The following is a 19102-nucleotide window of genomic DNA, read 5'->3' as shown; positions in this document are numbered from 1 at the left end:
GGAACGCACCGGGCGTGTCGCGCGTACCGCCGGACGCCCCCGCCCGTCCCGGGGCCGGCATGCGGCAGCATGTGACCCGATGACTCCGGACGGCAGCGCCCCGCCGCCCCACGACCTGCTCGTGCAGGCCGTCGAGGGCATGGAACGGCCCCTGTTCGTCCTGGACGGCGACTGGCGGCTGGCCTACGTCAACCCCGCGGGGGCCGCGGCGCTCGACCGCACCGTCGAGGAACTGGTGGGCCGGGTCTTCTGGGAGGCCTTCCCGGACACCGTCGGCGGTCCCTTCGAGGAGCTCTACCGGCACGTGCGCGCGACCGGCGAGGCGGGGTCCACCGAGGCGGAGTCCCGGCGCCTGGCCGCGTGGTTCCGGGCCGACGCCTTCCTCACCGCGGCCGGCCTGGTCGTCACCTTCGACGACGTCACGCAGCGCCGCCGCACCGAGGCCGAGCGGGCGGCGGCGATCGTGGCGCGCGAGCAGGCCGCCGCCCAGGCCGCCGAGGCCGCGGCCCGGGCCGAGACCGCGGCGCGCCACCTGGTGCTGCTCGGTGACATCAGCCAGGCCATGACCGCGACCACCGACGTCGACGTGGCCGTCGCCCGCTTCGCCGACCTCGTCGTCCCGCTGCTGGCCGACTGGTGCCTGGTGAGCGTGGTCGACCCGGACGGCACCCGCCGCGACGTCGGGCGGGCGCACGGCGACCCGCGCATGGTCCCGGCGATGCACCGCTACGCCGACCTGCGGGTGCGCAGCAACCGGGCGGCGGCGCCGGTGCCCACGGCGCTGGCCAGCGGCCGGCCGGTGGTCATCCCGCGGGTCACCGAGGACGACGTGCGCGCGATGGTGGCCGACGAGGAGAGCCGGGCCGCGCTGGCCCCGCTGCGGGTCTCCGCCGTCGCGACCTTCCCGCTGCTCGCCCGCGGGGAGCTGTTCGGGGCCTTCACCCTGGTCAACGGCCCGGATCGGGGTCCGCACACCGACGCCGAGCTGCGCACCGCCGAGATCGCGTCCCGCCGGGCAGCGCTGGCCCTGGACAACGCCCGCCTCGCCGGCGCCGCCCAGCAGGTGGCCGAGCGCCTGCAGCACAGCCTGCTGTCCCCGCCGGTCCAGCCCGACCGGCTCGAGCTCGCCGTCCGCTACCGGCCGGCGACCCGCGGCATCTCCATCGGCGGGGACTGGTACGACGCGTTCCTGCAGCCCGACGGCGACACGGTGCTGGTCATCGGCGACGTCACGGGCCACGACATCGAGGCCGCCGCGGCGATGGGCCAGGTCAGGACGCTGGTCCGCGGCATCGCCTTCGACCGGCTGGAGGAGCCGGCCGGGGTGCTGCGGCGGGTCGACCACGCCCTCGTCGGCCTCGCCGTCCCGACGCTGGCGACCGCGCTGGTCTGCCGGGTCGAGCAGGACGCCGACGACCGGGCCGCGGGGCTGCGCCGGCTGCGCTGGTCCTCGGCCGGGCACCCCGACCCGGTGCTGCTGCTGCCCGACGGGACGGTGCGCGACCTCTCCGCGCCGGTCGGCCCCCCGCTCGGCACCGGGTGGCGGGGGCCGCGCACCGACGGGCAGGCGGTGCTCCCGCCCGGCGGCACGCTGCTGCTGTTCACCGACGGTCTCTTCGAGCGACGCGGCGTCCTGCTCGACGACGGCCGCGAGCAGCTGCGGCGGCTGGTGTCCGTGGCGGCCGGGCAGCCGCTGGAACAGCTGTGCGACGACCTGCTGGCCGGCATGCTCGGGGAGGGCGCGGAGGACGACGTCGCGCTGCTCGCCGTCCGGGCGCACCCGATGGCGGGGGAGCGGCCGGCCGGGACCGGTCCCGAGGTGCTGCCCCCGGCGCCGGGCCGCCCCGCCTGACCGCTCACCGGGCCGCCCCGCCTGACCGCTCAGCGGGCCGCCCCGCCCGACCGCTCACCGGGCCGCCCCGCCCGACCGCTCAGCGGGCGACGGCGGCCCGCACCTCCTCGACGACGGCGGCCACGCCCTGGTCGGCCCACACGATGGAGTAGTGGTTGGTGCCGGGCACCTCGTGGGCGGTGATGCCGGCGGGCTCGAGCCCCAGCCCGGCCAGCCGCACCTCGTCGTAGAGCCCCGGCGTCTGGTCGAGCAGGCCGCGCGTCGCCCACAGCAGCGTCGCCGGGACCGGCAGGGCGGTGGTGGCCTCGAGCACGCGCTCGTTGAGCAGCACGTCGCCGCCGTCGACCCGCACCGCCTCGGGCACGCACGCGCTGCGCAGCTCGGGCGGCTCGCCGACCAGGTCGCGCGCCAGGTACGCCGCCACGGAGGGGACGTCGACCCACGGCCCGACGGCGGGGTGCCGCGACCAGAACTCCCGGACGGCGGCCAGGTCGGGGAACGTCGCCCCCAGCCGGTCCAGCGACGGACCCAGGACGGCGGAGAGCATCGCGTCGACGTCGGCCCCCGGCGGGCGGGGGAGGGCCAGGCCGCCGTCGACGAGCACCAGGCCGTGCACCCGGTCGCGCGCCGGGCCGGCCGCGGCCATGGCCGCGACGAACGCCCCCATCGAGTGGCCGACGAGCACCGCGGCGTCGGCGCCGGTGTCGGCGTCGGCCCCGAAGCGGTCGAGCACGGCGGTCACGTCCTCGGCGTGCCGCTCGAGCCCGTAGGGGCCGGGCAGCCCGGCCGAGCCCGCGCGCCCGCGCAGGTCGGGGGCGACCACCTCGAACTCCCCGGCCAGCGCGGCGGCCACGCGGGCCCAGGCCATGGCGTTGGCGGTGATGCCGTGGACCAGGACGGCGATGGGCGCGCCGGGCGCGTCGGCGGCCCAGTGCAGGGCCGACAGCTCACCGCCCTCGACCGGGACGGCGATCTGGACGGGGTCGCGCACCTCGTTCACGCCCCCACCCTGCCGCCGTCGCGCGCCGGGCGCAGGTCAGGCGCCGAGCCGCTCGATCGCGAAGGCGACGAGGAACCCGAGCGTGGTGATCAGCCCGGTCCAGGTGCGGGTGCGCTCGAAGGCCTCGGGGATCATCGTGTCGGCGATCATGGTGAGGATCGCGCCGGCCGCGACCGCGGTGATGACGGCGACCACCTCGGGCGGCGCGCTGCCCAGCGCCGCGTACCCGACCAGCGCGGACAGGCCGCTGGCCACGGCGATGCCGCCCCAGACGCCGAAGACGTACCCCGCCGAGCGGCCGTTGGCCTTCATGCCCGCGGCGCTGGACAGGCCCTCGGGCACGTTGGAGATGAACACCGCGGCCAGCACCGGTGCGCTCACCGAGCCGCCGCCGAGCAGCCCGAGGCCGAGGACCACCGACTCGGGGACGCCGTCGAGCAGCGCCCCGATCGCGATCGCCGCCCCGCTGCCGCCCTGCTCGTCCTCGGAGGGCTGCTGCTCGGGGCCCTCGCCGCCGGACCGCTTGCGGTGCCGGGCGCCGCGCCGGGCCAGCGCCGCGTTGGCCGCCAGGTAGGCCGCCGCGCCGCCCAGGAAGCCGATCGCCGTCGGCCCGAGCCCGCCGGTCTCGGCCGCCTCGGCCATCAGGTCGAAGGCGACCGCGGAGATGAGGACGCCGGAGCCGAACGCCATGACCGAGGCGATGACGACCCGCGGCACCCGCACGAACCAGGCGACCAGCGCCCCCAGCACGAGAGCGGCCCCGCCCAGCAGCCCCCACAGCCCCGCCTGCACGACCTCCGGCACGGCCCGCTCGGTGCCCGCCGCACCCTCCGCCGAACCCCGGCCGGCCCGGCGCGATGATCAGGGAACCTGATCCCAGCGCGTCCTCCCTCACGTCCCACGGTGAGGGAGGACGCTCCACGATCAGGGACCCTGATCGTCGCGCGCGGCTCCCCTCAGTCGGGGTGGCGCAGCAGGTAGCGGCCGAAGTGGGGCACGGTGAAGGCGATCTGCCCGCGCTCGGCGGAGTAGACCAGCCCCTTCTTGATCAGCGAGTCGCGTGCGGGGGACAGCGACGCGGGCTTGCGGCCCAGGCTCGCCGCGACCTCCGACGTCGCCACCGGGGCGCCGGCCGGGCCGCCCAGGTCGGCCATCGCGTGCATGTACTCGCGCTCGGCGGGCGTGGCCCGGTCGTAGCGGGAGCCGAAGAAGCCCACCGCGAGCTCGGCCTCGGCCACCGGCGCGGCCACGGCGACGTCGCCGGCGGTGATCGGGGAGGCGGCGGCGACGTCCCAGGTGACCTTGCCGTAGGCCTGCACGAAGTACGGGTAGCCGTCGGCGGCGGCGTAGAGGGCGTCGAGGGCGGCGGGCTCGAACGCGACGTCCTCCCGCTCGGCGGGGGCCAGCAGCGCCCGGTCGGCGGCGGGGCGGTCCAGCCGGTCGATGCGCAGGTAGCGGAACAGCCGCTCGGAGTAGCTCTTGGACGCCGACAGCACCGCCGGCAGGTGCGGCAGCCCGGCGCCGACGACGATCAGCGGCGCGCCCTGCTGCGACAGCTCGTGGCAGGCCGCGCAGATGGCCGAGACGTCGTCGGCCCGGACGTCCTGCATCTCGTCGACGAACAGCGCGATGCCCCTGCCCACGTCGGCGGCGAGCCCCGCGGCGTCGCTGAGCAGCTCGACGAGGTCGATCTCCATGTCCCCGGAGTCGGCCCGCCCGCTCGACGCCGGCACGTCGATGCCCGGCTGCCAGCGGTCGCGCAGCTTCGCGTCGGCCGGCGTCAGCCGCTGGGCGAAGGCCCGCAGCGTGCCGAGGACGGCGTCCATCGACTCCTGGTCGGGGTGGCGCAGCTCCCGCAGCGCCATGTGCAGCGCCGAGGACACCGGCCGGCGCAGCGACTGGTCCGGCCGCGCCTCGATCTTGCCGGTGCCCCAGCCGCGGCCGATCGCCGCCGAGCGCAGCTGGTTGAGCAACACCGTCTTGCCCACGCCGCGCAGCCCGGTGAGCACCAGCGAGCGCTCGGGCCGGCCGCGGGCGATGCGCTCGAGGACGACGTCGAAGGCCGACAGCTCGTCGTCGCGGCCGGCCAGCTCCGGCGGGCGCTGACCGGCGCCGGGGGCGTAGGGGTTCCGCACGGGGTCCACGTCGAGCACCGTATGGACGCCTCTAGCCGAGCCCGTAGAAGCGCCTAGAGAGCCCGATCGTGTCGCGGTCCTGGTGGCGCGTCGCCACGGTCGGTGCGCGGGGTCGCGCCCCTCGTCGCCGGGAGCGCGCACGCCGCCGTCCCCCCGGGCAGGCGCGTCCGGTTGGCCGCGACCACCCGGTAGACCGCGTCGGCCAGCAGGCCGACCGGCGGGACCTGCAGCAACCGGCCCAGCACCGCCCACCCGGACCCGGCGGCGCGCAGGGCGGCGGCCACGGCACGCGCCCCGCCGACGACGTCCCCCGTGCGCGGCACCCACAGCAGCTCCCGCTGTGCGCGCGCGGCGGTGGTGCCCACGGCGGCCAGGTCCGCGCCCTGCCACGGGACGACGGCGCACGCGGCGGGCAGCAGCCGCCGGGCGACGGCCGCCGAGCGGGTGCAGAACCCGCAGTCGCCGTCGAAGACCAGGGCCGGTCGCTGCACGGGCGTCCCCTCTCCTCGCGGGCCTCGGGGGCTCCGTGGTGAGCACGCTAGAGGGGGTCGACGCCGCGGCGCCGCCGCGCCAGGGTGCCCGGCATGGACGACCCCGGCATGGACGACCAGGTCACGACGGAGCTGCTGGCGCTGGAGCGCCGCGGCTGGGACGCGCTGTGCGACGCCACGGCGGCCGGCTTCTACGGCGAGGTCATGGCCGACGACGGCGTCATGGTCCTCGCCGACGGGTCGGTGATGGACCGCGAGGCCGTCGTCGCCGCGCTCGCCGCGTCGCCGCCCTGGCACCGCTACGCGATGGACGACGTCCGCCTGGTCCGCGCCGGGGCGGACGCCGCGGCCGTCGTCTACACCGGCACGGCGTGGCGGAGCGAGCAGGAGCCGCCGTTCACCGCCGTGATGAGCAGCCTCTGGTCCCACGACGGGGGGCGCTGGCGGCTCGCGCTGTACACGCAGACCCCGGTCCTCGCGCCGGCTGCTCAGGTCTAGCGCCGGAGCCGGGGAGCGCTGGACCGCCCGGGACCCAGGGAACTCACAGCCGTCCCCACTAGCGTGGTCCCGTGGTCAGGTTCGCGCTCAAGGTCGTCGTCATGGCGGTGGCGTTCTACTTCCTCGCCCTGTACCTGCCGGGGATCGACGTCATCGGCAACGAGGCGGCGCCGCTCGGCGTCACCGGCACCTTCCTGTGGGTGGCGCTGCTGTTCGCGGTGGTCAACGCGGTGGTCGGGCCGATCCTGCGGTTCCTGTCGTTCCCGGCGATCCTGCTGACGCTCGGGCTCTTCCTCGTCGTGGTCAACGCCGCGCTGCTGGGCCTGACCGCCGCCCTCTCCGACCGGCTCGACGTCGAGGGGTTCGGCACCGCGGTCGTCGGCGGGCTGGTGCTCGCCGTCGTCGGCTGGCTGGCCGACGTCGCCCTCGATCGCCGCTGAGCGCCCCGGGACGGCCGGGAGCCCGACGGCGGGAGCCGCGCGGCGCGCCGGGCGGACCGCACGCGATGACGCCCGCCGCCGGGCGCACTAGCGTGGGTGGTCATGGTCAGCACGTCCGGCGTGGACACCGCCGTCCCGGGACGACCCGACGAGCCCGGCAGCGCGACACCGCCGGAGCGCCCCGCCCCGCCGGCCCCCAGCGAGCCCGCGGCACCTCCTGAGCTGGTCGCCCTCGAGGCGGCCAACGACGAGAAGCGCACCCTGCTGACGCGGGCCGCGCAGGCCGCGGCCGGCACCCTGGACCACGAGCCGGGGCTGCCTGCCGGCTGCGGTGCGGGCGACCTGCCGGCGCTGCTGCAGCGCTACTACTGGAGCGAGCCGGCCGCCGAGGTCCTCGGCCACGAGCCGGCCGACCTCGCCGACCTCGCGCTGCGCCACCTGCGCGTCGCCGCTGTCCGCCCGCAGGGCTCGGCCACCGTGGCCGTGGAGCGGGTGACCGACGGGCGGGGGCTGCTGCTGGTCGTCACCGACGACATGCCCTTCCTCGTCGACTCGGTCACCGCCGAGGTGGTCCGCCAGGGCGCCGGCCTGCAGCACGTCGTCCACCCGGTCGTCGTCGTCCGCCGCGACGTCACCGGCGCGCTGCGCGCCTTCTGCGACAGCGGCGGCTCCGACGTGACCGAGTGCGGCGCCGACGCGCTGGCCGAGTCCTGGATCGCCGCCGTCCTCGACGGCCCGCTCGACGACGAGGCCGCCGCCGACCTGGTCACGGGGCTGCGGACGGTGCTGGCCGACGTCCGCGCCGTCGACGAGGACGCCCCGCGCACCGCCGCCCGCGCGCTGGAGCTGGCCACCCGGCTGGAGGAGCAGGCGACCGTCGACACCGCCGACCCGGCCGACGACCCGGCCGAGGCCGCCGCCCTGCTGCGCTGGCTGGCCGACGGCAACTTCGTCTTCCTCGGCGCCCGCGAGGTCGAGGTGGGGGGGACCGTCCGCGCCGTCCCCGGCAGCGGCCTGGGCGTGCTGCGCAGCGACGCCGGCCCGGCGGCGCTGCCCGAGGCCCCCGGCCGGCTGGGCCCCGCGCTGGTCACCGTGACCAAGGCCGACATGCGCTCGACGGTGCACCGGCGCGCCTGGCTGGACCTGGTGGCGGTCACGCTGCCGGCCGACGGCGACCGCCCGGCCCACCAGCACCGCCTCGTCGGGCTGTTCCCCACCGCGGCCACGGCCGCCGGCGTCCGCGACGTGCCGCTGGTCCGCCGCAAGGTCGACGAGGTGGTGGAGCGCTCCTCGGTGCCGGCGGACAGCCACACCGGCAAGGTGCTCGTCGACATCCTGGAGACCCTGCCGCGCGACGAGCTGTTCCAGGCCTCCTCCGGCGAGCTGCTGCCGGTGGCGATGTCGGTGCTGTACCTGCAGGAGCGCCGGCAGACCCGCCTGTTCCTGCGCCGCGACCCCTACGACCGGTTCTGGTCGGCGCTGGTGTACCTGCCGCGCGACCGGTACACGACCGAGGTCCGCCTGGCCATGCAGCAGCTGCTGCTGTCCCGGCTGGGCGGGCGCGACATCGAGTTCACCGCCCGCTCCACCGAGTCGGTGCTGGCCCGCCTGCACTTCGTCGTCCGGGTGCCGGTCGGCCGCGACGGCGTCCCGCGGCTGCCCGAGGTCGACGCCGAGGCGCTGCAGCAGGAGCTGTCCGCCGTCGCCCGCAGCTGGACCGACGACCTCGCCGACGCGCTGGCCGCCCACCACGGCGACGGCGCCGGGCAGGTGCTGGCCCGCGTCGCCGACGCCTTCCCCGCCGCCTACCAGGAGGACTTCCCGGCGACGGCGGCCGTCGAGGACCTCACCCGCCTCGACGCCCTGGCGCCCGGCGAGCTGGGCCTGCGGCTGCGCCGCCCGCGCGGCGCCGGGGCGGCCGAGCCGCGGCTGACCGTCTACCGGGTGGGGGAGCGGCTGCTGCTGTCCGACGTCCTGCCGGTGCTGCAGCACATGGGCGTCGACGTCGTCGACGAGCGGCCCTACGAGATCGACCGGATCGGCGCCCGGCCGGCCTGGATCTACGACTTCGGGCTCACCGCGCCCGGCGGGGAGCTGCCCTTCCCCGGCTCGCTGCCGGAGCGGTTCACCGAGGCGGTCGGCGCGGTGTGGCGCGGCGACGCCGAGGATGACGGCCTGGGCGCGCTGGTGCTGCTGGCCGGGCTGAACTGGCGGCAGGTCACCGTGGTGCGCGCCTACGTGCAGTGGCTGCGCCAGGCCGGCCTGCCCTTCGGCCAGCGCTACGTCGAGACGACCCTGGCCGCGCACCCCGACGTCGTCGCCCGGCTGGTCGCGCTGTTCGAGACCCGGTTCTCCCCGGGCCGCGAGTCCGGCCGCGCGACCCGGCAGGAGGCGCTGGTCGGCTCGCTGCGGGAGTCGATCGGCCGGGTCGAGTCGCTGGACGCCGACCGCGTGCTGACCAGCCTGCTCGCCGCCGTCACCGCCACCCAGCGGACGACGTACTACGCCGGCGGGCCGCTGGCGATCAAGCTCGACCCGCACGCCGTCCCCGACCTGCCCGAGCCCCGCCCGGCCCGCGAGGTGTTCGTCAGCTCGCCGCGGGTGATGGGCGTGCACCTGCGCTTCGGCGCGGTCGCCCGCGGCGGGCTGCGCTGGTCCGACCGGCGCGAGGACCTGCGCACCGAGGTGCTCGGCCTGGTCAAGGCGCAGATGGTGAAGAACACCGTCATCGTCCCGACCGGGGCCAAGGGCGGCTTCGTCGTCCGCAACCCACCACCGGAGGGCGCCTCCCGCGAGGAGGTCCAGGCCGAGGGCCAGGCCTGCTACCGGCTGTTCATCGGCGCGCTGCTGTCGCTCACCGACGACCTGGTGGGCGGCCGGGTGGTGCCGCCGGAGCGCGTGGTCCGCCACGACGGGGACGACGCCTACCTGGTCGTCGCCGCCGACAAGGGGACGGCGACCTTCTCCGACCTGGCCAACGCCGTGGCGCTCGAGCGCGGCTTCTGGCTCGGCGACGCGTTCGCCTCCGGCGGCTCGGTCGGCTACGACCACAAGGCCATGGGCATCACCGCCCGCGGCGCGTGGGAGTCGGTGACCCGGCACTTCCGCGAGCTCGACGTCGACGTGCAGAGCCAGGAGTTCACCGTCGTCGGCGTCGGCGACATGTCCGGTGACGTCTTCGGCAACGGGATGCTGCTGTCCGAGCACATCCGGCTGGTGGCGGCCTTCGACCACCGGCACGTCTTCGTCGACCCCACGCCCGACGCCGCGACGTCGTTCGCCGAGCGCCGCCGGCTGTTCGACCTGCCCCGCTCGTCGTGGGCCGACTACGACCCGTCGCTGATCAGCCCCGGCGGCGGCGTGTGGCCGCGGACGGCGAAGGCGATCCCGGTCAGCGAGCCGATGCGCGCCACGCTGGACCTGCCCGCCGACGTGGACGCCCTCTCGCCGGTCGAGCTCATCCGTGCCGTCCTGCTCGCGCCGGTGGACCTGCTGTTCAACGGCGGCATCGGCACCTACGTCAAGGCCGCCGCCGAGAGCCACCTCGACGTCGGGGACAAGGCCAACGACGCCGTCCGCGTCGACGGCGGGCAGCTGCGCGTGCGCGTGGTGGGGGAGGGCGGCAACCTCGGGCTCACCCAGCGCGGCCGCGTCGAGTACGCACTGGCCGGCGGCCGGGTCAACACCGACGCGATCGACAACTCCGCGGGCGTGGACACCTCCGACCACGAGGTGAACATCAAGATCGCGCTCAACGGGGTCGTCGAGGCCGGCGCGCTCGACGCCGAGGGCCGGGCCGCGCTGCTGGCGGACATGACCGACGAGGTCGCCGTCGCCGTCCTCACCGACAACCACGCGCAGAACGCGACGCTCGCCGCCGAGGTGACCAACGCCCGCAGCCTGCTCGACGCCCACGAGCGGTTCATCCGGGCCCTGGAGCGCTCCGGCCGGCTGGCGCGCGCCGTCGAGGCGCTGCCCGACGACCGCGCGCTGTCCCAGCGCCGGCGCGACGGGCAGGCGCTGACCAGCCCGGAGCTGTCGGTGCTGCTGGCCTACGCCAAGCTCGAGGTCAGCGACGCCGTCCTGTCCTCCGAGCTGCCCGACGACCCGGCGCTGGCCAGGCTGCTGCGCGACTACTTCCCGGCGGCGCTGCGCGAGCGCTTCCCCGAGGCGGTCGACAGCCACCCGCTGCGCCGGGAGATCGTCGCCACCGCGCTCACCAACCGGGCGGTCAACACCGCCGGGGTCACCGGCCTGTTCCGGCTGGCCGAGGAGACCGGCGTCGACCTGGTCGGCGTGGTGCGGGCGCACGCGGTGGCCCGGGCGGTGTTCGACGTCGACCGGCTGTGGGACAGCGTCCGGCCGCTGGACAACCGGGTGCCCGCGCCGGTGCAGGTGGAGGTGCGCACCGAGGCGACCCGGCTGGCCGAGCGGGCGACGCGCTGGCTGCTGGGGCTGCCCGAGCTGGTCAGCGGGCCGGCCGCCGGCATCTCGGCCCTGACCGACCGGTTCGCCGCGCCCGTGGCGGCGGTGCGGGCCGGCCTGCCGGGGTGGCTGCTCGGCGAGGAGGCGGCCGCCCACGCCGAGCGGTCGCAGCGCCTGCAGGCGGCGGGGGTGCCCGCCGCGCTGGCCGCGGAGGTGGCCGCCGCGCCGCTGATGCCCGCCGCGCTCGACCTCGCCGTCGTCGCCGAGCGGACCGGGGCGCCGATCGAGCTCGCCGGGCAGGTGGCGCAGGCGCTGGCCGAGCGGCTGGCGCTGGTGCCGCTGCGGGAGCTGGTCATCGCGCTGCCCCGCGACCGGCGGTGGCCGTCGATGGCCAGGGCGTCGCTGCGCGACGACCTGGCCGCCGAGCAGGCCGAGCTCACCGCCGAGGTGCTGGCCGGGCGCGGCCGGGGAGCCGACGCGGCCGGGCTGGTCGAGACGTGGGCCGCCGGGTGGGACCCCACCCAGCGCCGGGCCGCCGCCCAGCTCGCCGACATCGCCGCGGGGGACCGGCACGAGCTGCCCGAGCTGCTGGTCGCCGTCCGGACGCTGCGGGGGCTGCGCCGCCGCTGAGCGCTCATCCCCCCGGGCCTCCTGGGCGCCGGCTGCGAGGTCGCTGGGTGGTGACTGTGAGGAACCGATCCGTCCCGAACGGGTGGCGACGCGGCGCGGCATGTGACGTGGTTCACCGGATGTCCTCGCGTCGCACACCTGCCGGACGTTGCCGCCCCGGACGGTGACCGGGCACCGGGAACCGCTCCCGGGCGGGAGGGGACGGTCATGACCAGGTCGAGGACAGGACGGCGGACGCGGACGCTCGCCGTCGTCGCGGTCGCGGGCGGCACGCTGGCACTGCTGCCGGCGACCGGCGCGTTCGCCGGTGGCGGCGGTCCGGGCAACGGCTCCGGGAACGGCTCCGGGAACGGCAGCGCGAACGGGCACCCGCGCAGCGTCATCTTCGTCAACGGCGACGGGATGAGCGCCGCCCACCGCGAGGCCGGCCGGCTCGACCAGGAGGGCTTCGACGGGGAGCTGGCCATGGACCAGCTGCCGATCGCCGGGCTGCAGACCACCGACGCGCGCGACCCCGAGGACACCGTCACCGACTCCGCGGCCGCGGCGTCGGCCTGGGCCACCGGGGTGAAGACCTACAACGGCGCGATCAGCGTCGACGTCGACGGCAATCCGCTGCCCACCATCGGCCAGCAGGTGGAGGAGGCGGGCCTGGCCGGCGGCATCGTGACCACCGCGCAGGTCACCGACGCCACGCCGGCGGCGTTCTTCTCCAACAGCGTCAACCGCTCCGCGCAGGACGACATCGCCCGCCAGTATCTCGAGGTCAGCCACCCCGAGGTGATCCTGGGTGGCGGCGAGGACTGGTGGCTGCCCGCCGGCGACGAGGGCACCTACCCGCCCCGCACCGGCGACACCGAGGACCCGGAGGTGTCCCGCAGCACCCAGGGCGACCTCGTCGCGCAGGCACAGGCGCAGGGCTACGAGTACGTCAGCACCGCCGAGGAGTTCGCCGACGCCGGCTCCGGCCCGCTGCTCGGGCTGTTCGCCAACGAGGAGATGTTCCAGCAGCGCCCCGAGGGCGAGGGCGACGAGTACGACCCGGTCGTGCCCCTCGCCGACATGACCACCAAGGCCCTCGACGTCCTCTCCCAGGACGAGGACGGCTTCTTCCTGCTGGTCGAGGAGGAGGCGGTCGACGAGATGAGCCACGACAACAACGGCACCCGGATGCTGGAGGCCATGCGCTCGCTCGACGCCGCCGTCGAGGTCGCCCGCGCCTACGTCGAGGAGCACCCGGACACGCTGCTGATCGTCACCGGCGACCACGAGTGCGGCGGGCTGACCATCGAGGACGTCGACCCCGAGGACGAGAGCGGTCCCGGCGGCACGCTGCCGCAGGAGACCGCGGTCGAGGGCGAGACGGTCTCCGGTGAGGACGGGCCGTTCACCGTCGCCGGCACCGACGGCGCCTACGACTTCGCCCTGGACTGGACGACGACCGCGCACACCGGCGTCCCGACCGTCGTCACCGCGGAGGGCCCGGGCAGCGAGGAGCTGACCGGCTACTACCCGAACACCCACCTGCACGACGTCGTGTCCTCGGTGCTGTTCGACTGACCCCGCAGGGGCCGACCCCCGGGCGCGTGCGCGCACCCGGGGGTCGACCCACGACGGCGAGGTTCCCGGCGCGAGGAGTCCGCCCGGTGTGGCGCCGGCCGTCCCCCCCCCCCCCCCCCCCCGGGGGAGTGAGCGCTGCCGGCAGCGCCGGCGGGGGCGTCGTCGAGGTGCACCTGCTGCCCGCCCTCGTCCCCGGCTGCGCGCCCGGGCCGCTGGCGTCGCTCGCGGAGTACGCCGTCGCGCACGTGCTCGAGGCGGGCGGCCCGCCGGTGCGGCGCAGGACTGCCGGCGCGCGTCCGGGGTACGGCCGCACCGGAGCGTGACCGACCCGGGAGGGGATCCGCGTGCAGCCCGACACCCTGATCGACCGCGACGACGCCGCAGCGCGCCCGGCGGCGGAGGACGGGACGCCGTGCCGGCTGGAGCCGCCCCGCACGGCCGACGTCCTGGACCTGTCCCGGTGGCGGCTCAATGCCCTGCCCGACGAGAACAGCGACGAGGACTGGGACGACGACCGGGAGCTGTTCGACCCCGACGGGCTGCTGGTCGAGACCTGGCGAGAGGGCTATCCCTACACCGAGCGGATGCAGCGCCGCGAGTACGAGATCGAGAAGCGCCGGCTGCAGATCGAGCTGCTCAAGCTGCAGGGCTGGGTGAAGGACACCGGCCAGCGGCTGGTCATCGTCTTCGAGGGGCGCGACGCCGCGGGCAAGGGCGGCACGATCAAGCGCTTCACCGAGCACCTCAACCCGCGCGGCGCCCGCGTCGTCGCGCTGGACAAGCCCAGCGAGCGCGAGCAGACGCAGTGGTACTTCCAGCGCTACGTGCAGCACCTGCCGGCCGCCGGGGACCTGGTCCTGTTCGACCGCTCCTGGTACAACCGCGCCGGCGTCGAGCGGGTCATGGGCTACTGCACCGACGAGCAGTACGCGCAGTTCCTGGTGCAGGCCCCCGAGCTCGAGCGGATGCTCGTCGCCAGCGGGATCCGGCTGTTCAAGCTGTGGTTCTCCGTCTCCCGCGGCGAGCAGCGGACGCGGTTCATCGTCCGGCAGATCGACCCGGTCCGGCGCTGGAAGCTCTCGCCCACCGACCTCGCCAGCCTGGACAAGTGGGACGCCTACACCGAGGCCAAGGAGGCGATGTTCCTGCACACCGACACCGCGCACGCGCCCTGGACGGTGATCAAGAGCAACGACAAGAAGCGCGCCCGGCTCGAGGCCATGCGCCACGTGCTGTGCCGGCTGGACTACGAGGGCAAGGACTGCGACGTCGTCGGCGACCCCGACCCGCTCATCGTCGGCTCGGCCGCCGACGTCCTGGAGGAGTCCTCCGACACCCCGGTGGCCCCGCCGCCGCCGCGGGCCGAGCGTCGATGACCTCGTCTGCGGCTCTCTAGTGCAGGCGCTAGAAAGCCGCAGACGGCGTCAGAGGGGCGGACGACGGCGGCCGTGCCCGGTGGCCTGCTCGATCGCGTGGGCGATCTCCAGCAGCCGCCGGTCGGCGCGGGGCGCGGCGACGAGCTGCAGGCCGACCGGCAGGCCGTCGTCGGTGAAGCCGCCGGGCAGCGACAGCGCCGGGCAGCCGGTGGCCGACACCAGCGTGCACGAGCGCATCCAGCCCAGGTAGTCCGGCTGGGGCACCCCGGCGACCTCGGTCGGGTACTCCAGCTCCACGGGGAAGGGCAGCACCTGCGTGGTGGGCGCCAGCAGGACGTCGTAGCGGTCGAAGAACTGGACCACCCGCTCGTGCAGCCGGGTGTGCGCCTGCTCGGCGCGGGCGACGTCGGCCCCGGTGAGCGCCGCCCCGGCCGCCGCGTTCCAGCGGATCGTCTCCTTCACCGCCTCCGGTGAGCGGCGGACGACGTCGCCGAACGTCGCGTCGAACTGCCAGGCGCGCAGCGTGCCGAACACGTCGTCGGCCTCGCGCAGGTCGGGGCAGGCCTCCTCGACGGTGCCGCCCAGCGACTCGACCACCGGCAGCACCTCGCGCAGCACGGCGGTGACCGCCGGGTCGACCGGGACGAGGCCGCCGAGATCGGGCGCCCAGGCGACCCGCAGGCCGCGCAGGTCGCCGTCCAGAGGGGCGGCGAAGCCGGCGGGGTCGTCGGACAGCGACAGCGGCGCCCGCGGGTCGGGCCCGGCGATCGCCGACAGCACCAGGGCGACGTCGCCCACCGTGCGGCCCAGCGGCCCGTCCACCGACAGCGTCGACCAGCCCATCGCCGCCGGCCAGCTCGGCACCCGGCCGGGCGTGGGCCGCAGGCCGACGACGTTGCAGAACGCCGCCGGGTTGCGCAGCGAGCCGCCCATGTCGCTGCCCTCGGCGACCGGCACCAGCCCGGCGGCGAGCGCCGCGGCCGCGCCGCCGCTGGACCCGCCGGCCGACAACCCGTGCCGCCAGGGGTTGTGCGTGGCCCCGAACAGCGGGTTGACCGTGTGCGAGCCGGCGGCGAACTCGGGCACGTTGGTCTTTCCCACCCGGACCGCGCCCGCGCGGCGCAGCCGCTCGACCACCAGCTCGTCGTGCGGCGGCACGTTCTCCGCGTGCAGCGGCGAGCCCCAGGTCGTGCGCATGCCGCCGGTCAGGTGGTTGTCCTTGTGCGCCGCCGGCAGCCCGTGCAGCGGCCCCACGTCCTCGCCGGCGGCGAGCGCGGCGTCGGCGGCGTCCGCGGCGGCGCAGGCGCCCTCGGCGTCCAGCGTCACGATCGCGTTGACCTGCGGGTCCACCCGCCCGATCCGCGCGAGGTGCGCCTCCAGCAGCTCGCGCGCCGACACCTCCCGCGCGCGCACCAGGGCGGCCAGCTCGGTGGCCGGGCGGAAGCAGAGGTCGTCGTCGGCGGGGGTCGCGGCGGTCACCGGGGGAGGGTGCCACGGGCCGCCCTCCCCCGGTGACCGCGGGCCGGTCGGGAGGCCCAGCGCGCGTGGTCCACCCGGCAGGAGGAGCGGCGCCCCGACCGGGGACCATCAGGGCATGACCAGCGAGGTGGGCACGGTGACGGCACCGGACGAGGGGAGCGCGCCTCCGCAGGAGGACGGCGGCACCTTCGCCGACCTCGGCCTGCGCCCCGAGCTGCTCGCGGCGCTGTCCCGCCTCGGCTACGAGGAGCCGACGCCGATCCAGCGCGAGGCGGTCCCGCCGATGGTGGAGGGCCGCGACCTGCTCGGCCAGGCCGCCACCGGCACCGGCAAGACGGCGGCCTACGCGCTACCGGTGCTGCAGCGGCTGCCCGACGACCGGCCCGGCGGCGACCCGCTCGCGCTGGTCCTGGTCCCCACCCGCGAGCTGTGCATCCAGGTGTCGGAGGCGCTGCACCGCTACGGCCGCGACCTCGGCGCCCGGGTGGTGCCGGTCTACGGCGGCCAGCCGATCCCCCGCCAGCTGCGGGCCCTGGAGGCCGGCGTCGACGTCGTCGTCGCCACCCCCGGCCGGGCGCTGGACCTCGTGCAGCGGAACAGCCTGCACCTCGGCGGCGTCGCGACCGTCGTGCTCGACGAGGCCGACGAGATGCTCGACATGGGCTTCGCCGACGACCTCGAGGCGCTGCTCGACGAGGTGCCGGAGGACCGGCAGACGGTGCTGTTCAGCGCCACCATGCCGCGCCGCCTCGACGCGATGGCCCGCCGGCACCTGCGCGACCCGCTGCGCATCCAGGTCGCCCGCGAGGTGCCGGTCGAGGGGGAGGCGCCCCGGGTCCGGCAGACGGCGTTCGTCGTCGCCCGGGCGGCCAAGCCCGCGGCGCTGGGCCGGGTGCTCGACGTCGAGAGCCCGACCGCGGCCATCGTCTTCTGCCGCACGCGCGACGAGGTCGACGACCTCACCGAGACGCTCAACGGCCGCGGCTACCGCGCCGAGGCGCTGCACGGCGGGATGAGCCAGGAGCAGCGCGACCGGGTGATGAACCGGCTGCGCAGCGGCACCGCCGAGCTGCTGGTCGCCACCGACGTCGCCGCCCGCGGCCTGGACGTCGAACAGCTCACCCACGTCGTCAACTACGACGTCCCCGCCGCGGCCGAGACCTACGTGCACCGCATCGGCCGGGTGGGCCGCGCCGGCCGCGAGGGCGTGGCGATCACGCTGGTCGAGCCCCGGGCACACCGGATGCTCAAGACCATCGAGCGGGTCACCGGCGCGCCGATCTCCGTGGAGCGGGTGCCCACCGTCGCCGACCTCCGCGCCCGCCGGCTCGAGCTGACCCGCGCCGCGCTGCGGGAGAGCCTGCTCGGCGACGACCTCGAGCGCTTCCGTGCCGTCGTCGACACGCTGACCGACGAGTTCGACGTCGTCGAGGTGGCGCTCGCGGCGGTCAAGCTCGCCCACGAGGCCACCACCGGCCCGGACGACGACGAGGAGATCCCCGAGGTCACCCTGCGGCCCGAGCGGCCGCGGCGGGACGGCGACCGGGACGGCCGCGGCGACCGGGGGCAGGGCCGCCCCCCGCGCTCGCGGTCGGGCCCGAGCGACGCCGTCCGCCTGTTCGTCGGCGCCGGCCGCAGCGCCGGGGTGCGCCCGGGCGACCTGGTCGGCGCGATCGCGGGGGAGACCGAGCTGCGCGGCCGCGACGTCGGCGCCATCGAGATCGCCGAGCGGTTCTCGCTGGTCGAGGTGCCCGCCGCGGCCGCCGAGGACGTCATCGCGGCGCTGCGGGCCACCACCGTCAAGGGCCGGAAGGTGACCGTCCGCCGGGAGCGCCCGCACCCCTGAGGGCGGAGTCGCCGGGCATGGGCCGGCTGAACACCACCCGGTGCAGCCCGGGGCCGTCGTGGTCGGCGTGCACCGGGACGCCGTCCACCACCAGGTCGCCGGGCTCGACGCGGAACCCGACCCGGGTGTGGAAGGCGATCGAGGCGGCGTTGCCCGGGCTGGTGACGCACCGGACCTCCCGCGCGCCGCGCTGCGCCGCCGCCGAGAGGAAGCGGGCGTGCAGCTCCCGGCCCAGGCCGGCCCGCCGGACGGCCGGGTCCACGCCCAGGAAGTGGACGTAGGCGGTCGCGGGCCGCGCGGGGGAGAGGAAGCCGACCAGGAAGGCCACGATGCGCCCGCCGGCGTCCTCGACCACGGTGCTGGTGTCGGCGAAGTGCTCGAGGAAGAGGCGGGGGAGCAGCAGCGCCCGTTCCCGGGACCCGGCCGCGCCGCCGAAGCCGCCCCACCACTCGTCGAGCACGGCTAGCACCCGCGGGTGGTCCTCCTCGGCGGGGCGGCGCACGGTCCACCCCGCCGGCAGCCCGGTCACGGGACGCCTCCCGGCCGGGCCACCGAACCGGCCAGCCAGGCGGCGAAGGCCGGCCCGACCAGCGCGGCCAACCGCCCGTAGCCGGCGGTCGAGGGGTGGAACGCGTCCCCGGCGGCGACCTCGGCGACCCAGACGGGGTCCGTGGCCAGCCCGCCGACGTCGACGAAGGGCACGCCGGAGCGGGCGCACACCCCCGCCATCCCGCGGGCCAGGTCGGCCGCCCGGGCGCTGAGGTCGGCGTCACGCGCGGGGGGCGGGCCGACGACCAGCGCCGGCCAGCCGGCGCGGGACGCGTCCGCGAGCAGGCCGGCCAGCACCGCGAGCGACCGCTCCCGCCCGACCCGCCGCCGCCCGTCGGAGGTGTCGACGTCGTTGGTGCCGAACGCGAAGGCGACCCCGTGGCGGTCGCCGTCGCGCAGCCGGCGACGGGCCTCGCCGAGCCACCGGTCGGCGACGTCCACCGAGGTGTCCCGGCGCACCCCGAGGCCGTAGGCCGTGAGCGCCCAGCCGGCGTCCCGGGCGGCGGCGGCCACGGGGCCGACCCAGCCCGCGCCGGTCGGGTCGCCGACCCCCGCGGTGAGGGAGTCACCGAAGAGGCACACCCGCACGTCGAGCGCCGCGGTCACGGCACGGCGGCGACGCGGAGGGAGGACACGGACGCAGCATAGTCATGCACTGAGTTGCATGGGCATCCACGGTGGCCGGCCGCGATCCGGCCGACGGCGACGTCCCGTCCGTCCCCCGGATCCGCGCGCGGCCTGCGCTTGACGCCACTGTCACCCCTTGTGACGCTGACCACCTTCCCGCCCCGGAGCTGCGCACTCGGTCCGGGGCCCGACAG

The 19102-nt window shown here is 76.7% G+C and carries 15 protein-coding genes; 8 read left to right on the top strand and 7 right to left on the bottom strand.

Going from position 1 to position 19102, the window contains the following annotated elements:
• Positions 1 to 79: 79 nt before the first annotated feature.
• The gene (locus ACWIZO_RS06220; RefSeq protein WP_448641635.1) at positions 80 to 1852 is read left to right on the top strand and encodes a SpoIIE family protein phosphatase; all 1773 of its coding nucleotides are present in this window, start codon (positions 80 to 82) and stop codon (positions 1850 to 1852) included.
• Positions 1853 to 1931: 79 nt separating this feature from the next.
• Here the strand turns inward: ACWIZO_RS06220 and ACWIZO_RS06215 are convergent, their stop codons facing one another.
• From ACWIZO_RS06215 to ACWIZO_RS06200, 4 genes are all read right to left on the bottom strand, one after another.
• Positions 1932 to 2852 carry an alpha/beta fold hydrolase gene (locus tag ACWIZO_RS06215; protein WP_448641634.1) on the bottom strand — a complete coding sequence of 307 codons (921 nt, stop codon included), beginning with the start codon at positions 2850 to 2852 and terminating at the stop codon, positions 1932 to 1934.
• 36 nt (positions 2853 to 2888) lie between these two features.
• Positions 2889 to 3656, bottom strand: coding sequence for a ZIP family metal transporter (locus ACWIZO_RS06210; RefSeq protein ID WP_448641633.1), 768 nt, complete (start codon positions 3654 to 3656; stop codon positions 2889 to 2891).
• A 152-nt stretch (positions 3657 to 3808) separates the two neighbouring features.
• Complete coding sequence (locus ACWIZO_RS06205; RefSeq protein ID WP_446757883.1) at positions 3809 to 4996, bottom strand: AAA family ATPase; 1188 nt, start codon at positions 4994 to 4996, stop codon at positions 3809 to 3811.
• Positions 4997 to 5040: 44 nt separating this feature from the next.
• Positions 5041 to 5478 carry a thiol-disulfide oxidoreductase DCC family protein gene (locus ACWIZO_RS06200; protein ID WP_448641632.1) on the bottom strand — a complete coding sequence of 146 codons (438 nt, stop codon included), beginning with the start codon at positions 5476 to 5478 and terminating at the stop codon, positions 5041 to 5043.
• Between the two features lie 93 nt (positions 5479 to 5571).
• Between ACWIZO_RS06200 and ACWIZO_RS06195 the strand changes: the two genes are divergently transcribed.
• From ACWIZO_RS06195 to ppk2, 6 genes are all read left to right on the top strand, one after another.
• Positions 5572 to 5976: a nuclear transport factor 2 family protein gene (locus tag ACWIZO_RS06195; RefSeq protein ID WP_448641631.1), complete on the top strand. Its 405-nt coding sequence runs from the start codon at positions 5572 to 5574 to the stop codon at positions 5974 to 5976.
• 71 nt (positions 5977 to 6047) lie between these two features.
• Positions 6048 to 6416, top strand: a complete 369-nt coding sequence (locus ACWIZO_RS06190; protein ID WP_446757881.1) for a phage holin family protein — start codon at positions 6048 to 6050, stop codon at positions 6414 to 6416.
• A 102-nt stretch (positions 6417 to 6518) separates the two neighbouring features.
• Positions 6519 to 11471, top strand: a complete 4953-nt coding sequence (locus tag ACWIZO_RS06185) for an NAD-glutamate dehydrogenase (RefSeq protein ID WP_448641630.1) — start codon at positions 6519 to 6521, stop codon at positions 11469 to 11471.
• Between the two features lie 207 nt (positions 11472 to 11678).
• Positions 11679 to 13031 carry an alkaline phosphatase gene (locus ACWIZO_RS06180; RefSeq protein WP_448641629.1) on the top strand — a complete coding sequence of 451 codons (1353 nt, stop codon included), beginning with the start codon at positions 11679 to 11681 and terminating at the stop codon, positions 13029 to 13031.
• Positions 13032 to 13159: 128 nt separating this feature from the next.
• Complete coding sequence (locus ACWIZO_RS06175) at positions 13160 to 13354, top strand: hypothetical protein (protein ID WP_448641628.1); 195 nt, start codon at positions 13160 to 13162, stop codon at positions 13352 to 13354.
• Positions 13355 to 13375: 21 nt separating this feature from the next.
• The gene (gene ppk2 / locus ACWIZO_RS06170; protein ID WP_448641627.1) at positions 13376 to 14407 is read left to right on the top strand and encodes a polyphosphate kinase 2; all 1032 of its coding nucleotides are present in this window, start codon (positions 13376 to 13378) and stop codon (positions 14405 to 14407) included.
• Between the two features lie 48 nt (positions 14408 to 14455).
• Here ppk2 and ACWIZO_RS06165 read toward each other — a convergent pair whose 3' ends face one another.
• A complete protein-coding gene (locus ACWIZO_RS06165) occupies positions 14456 to 15886 on the bottom strand; it encodes an amidase (RefSeq protein ID WP_448641626.1) in 1431 nt (476 codons plus the stop codon).
• A gap of 115 nt (positions 15887 to 16001) precedes the next feature.
• Here ACWIZO_RS06165 and ACWIZO_RS06160 point away from each other — a divergent pair, with 115 nt between their 5' ends.
• Positions 16002 to 17732 (top strand): DEAD/DEAH box helicase, encoded by a 1731-nt coding sequence (locus ACWIZO_RS06160; RefSeq protein WP_448641625.1) that lies wholly within the window; start codon positions 16002 to 16004, stop codon positions 17730 to 17732.
• On the opposite strand, the gene ACWIZO_RS06155 is transcribed toward ACWIZO_RS06160, so the two are convergent.
• On the bottom strand, positions 17686 to 18261 hold the full coding sequence (locus ACWIZO_RS06155; RefSeq protein ID WP_448641624.1) for an N-acetyltransferase family protein: 576 nt from the start codon (positions 18259 to 18261) through the stop codon (positions 17686 to 17688). The two genes, ACWIZO_RS06160 and ACWIZO_RS06155, sit on opposite strands and share 47 nt — an antisense overlap.
• Entirely contained in the window at positions 18258 to 18887 is a 630-nt protein-coding gene (locus tag ACWIZO_RS06150) for a GDSL-type esterase/lipase family protein (protein ID WP_448641623.1), read from the bottom strand. The genes ACWIZO_RS06155 and ACWIZO_RS06150 overlap by 4 nt, the downstream gene beginning before the upstream one ends.
• Positions 18888 to 19102: the final 215 nt, after the last annotated feature.

This window comes from Geodermatophilus sp. URMC 63 (assembly GCF_053502565.1).
Note: the sequence above shows the minus strand (reverse complement) of the source record. Positions and strands in the feature narration are given on the sequence as shown.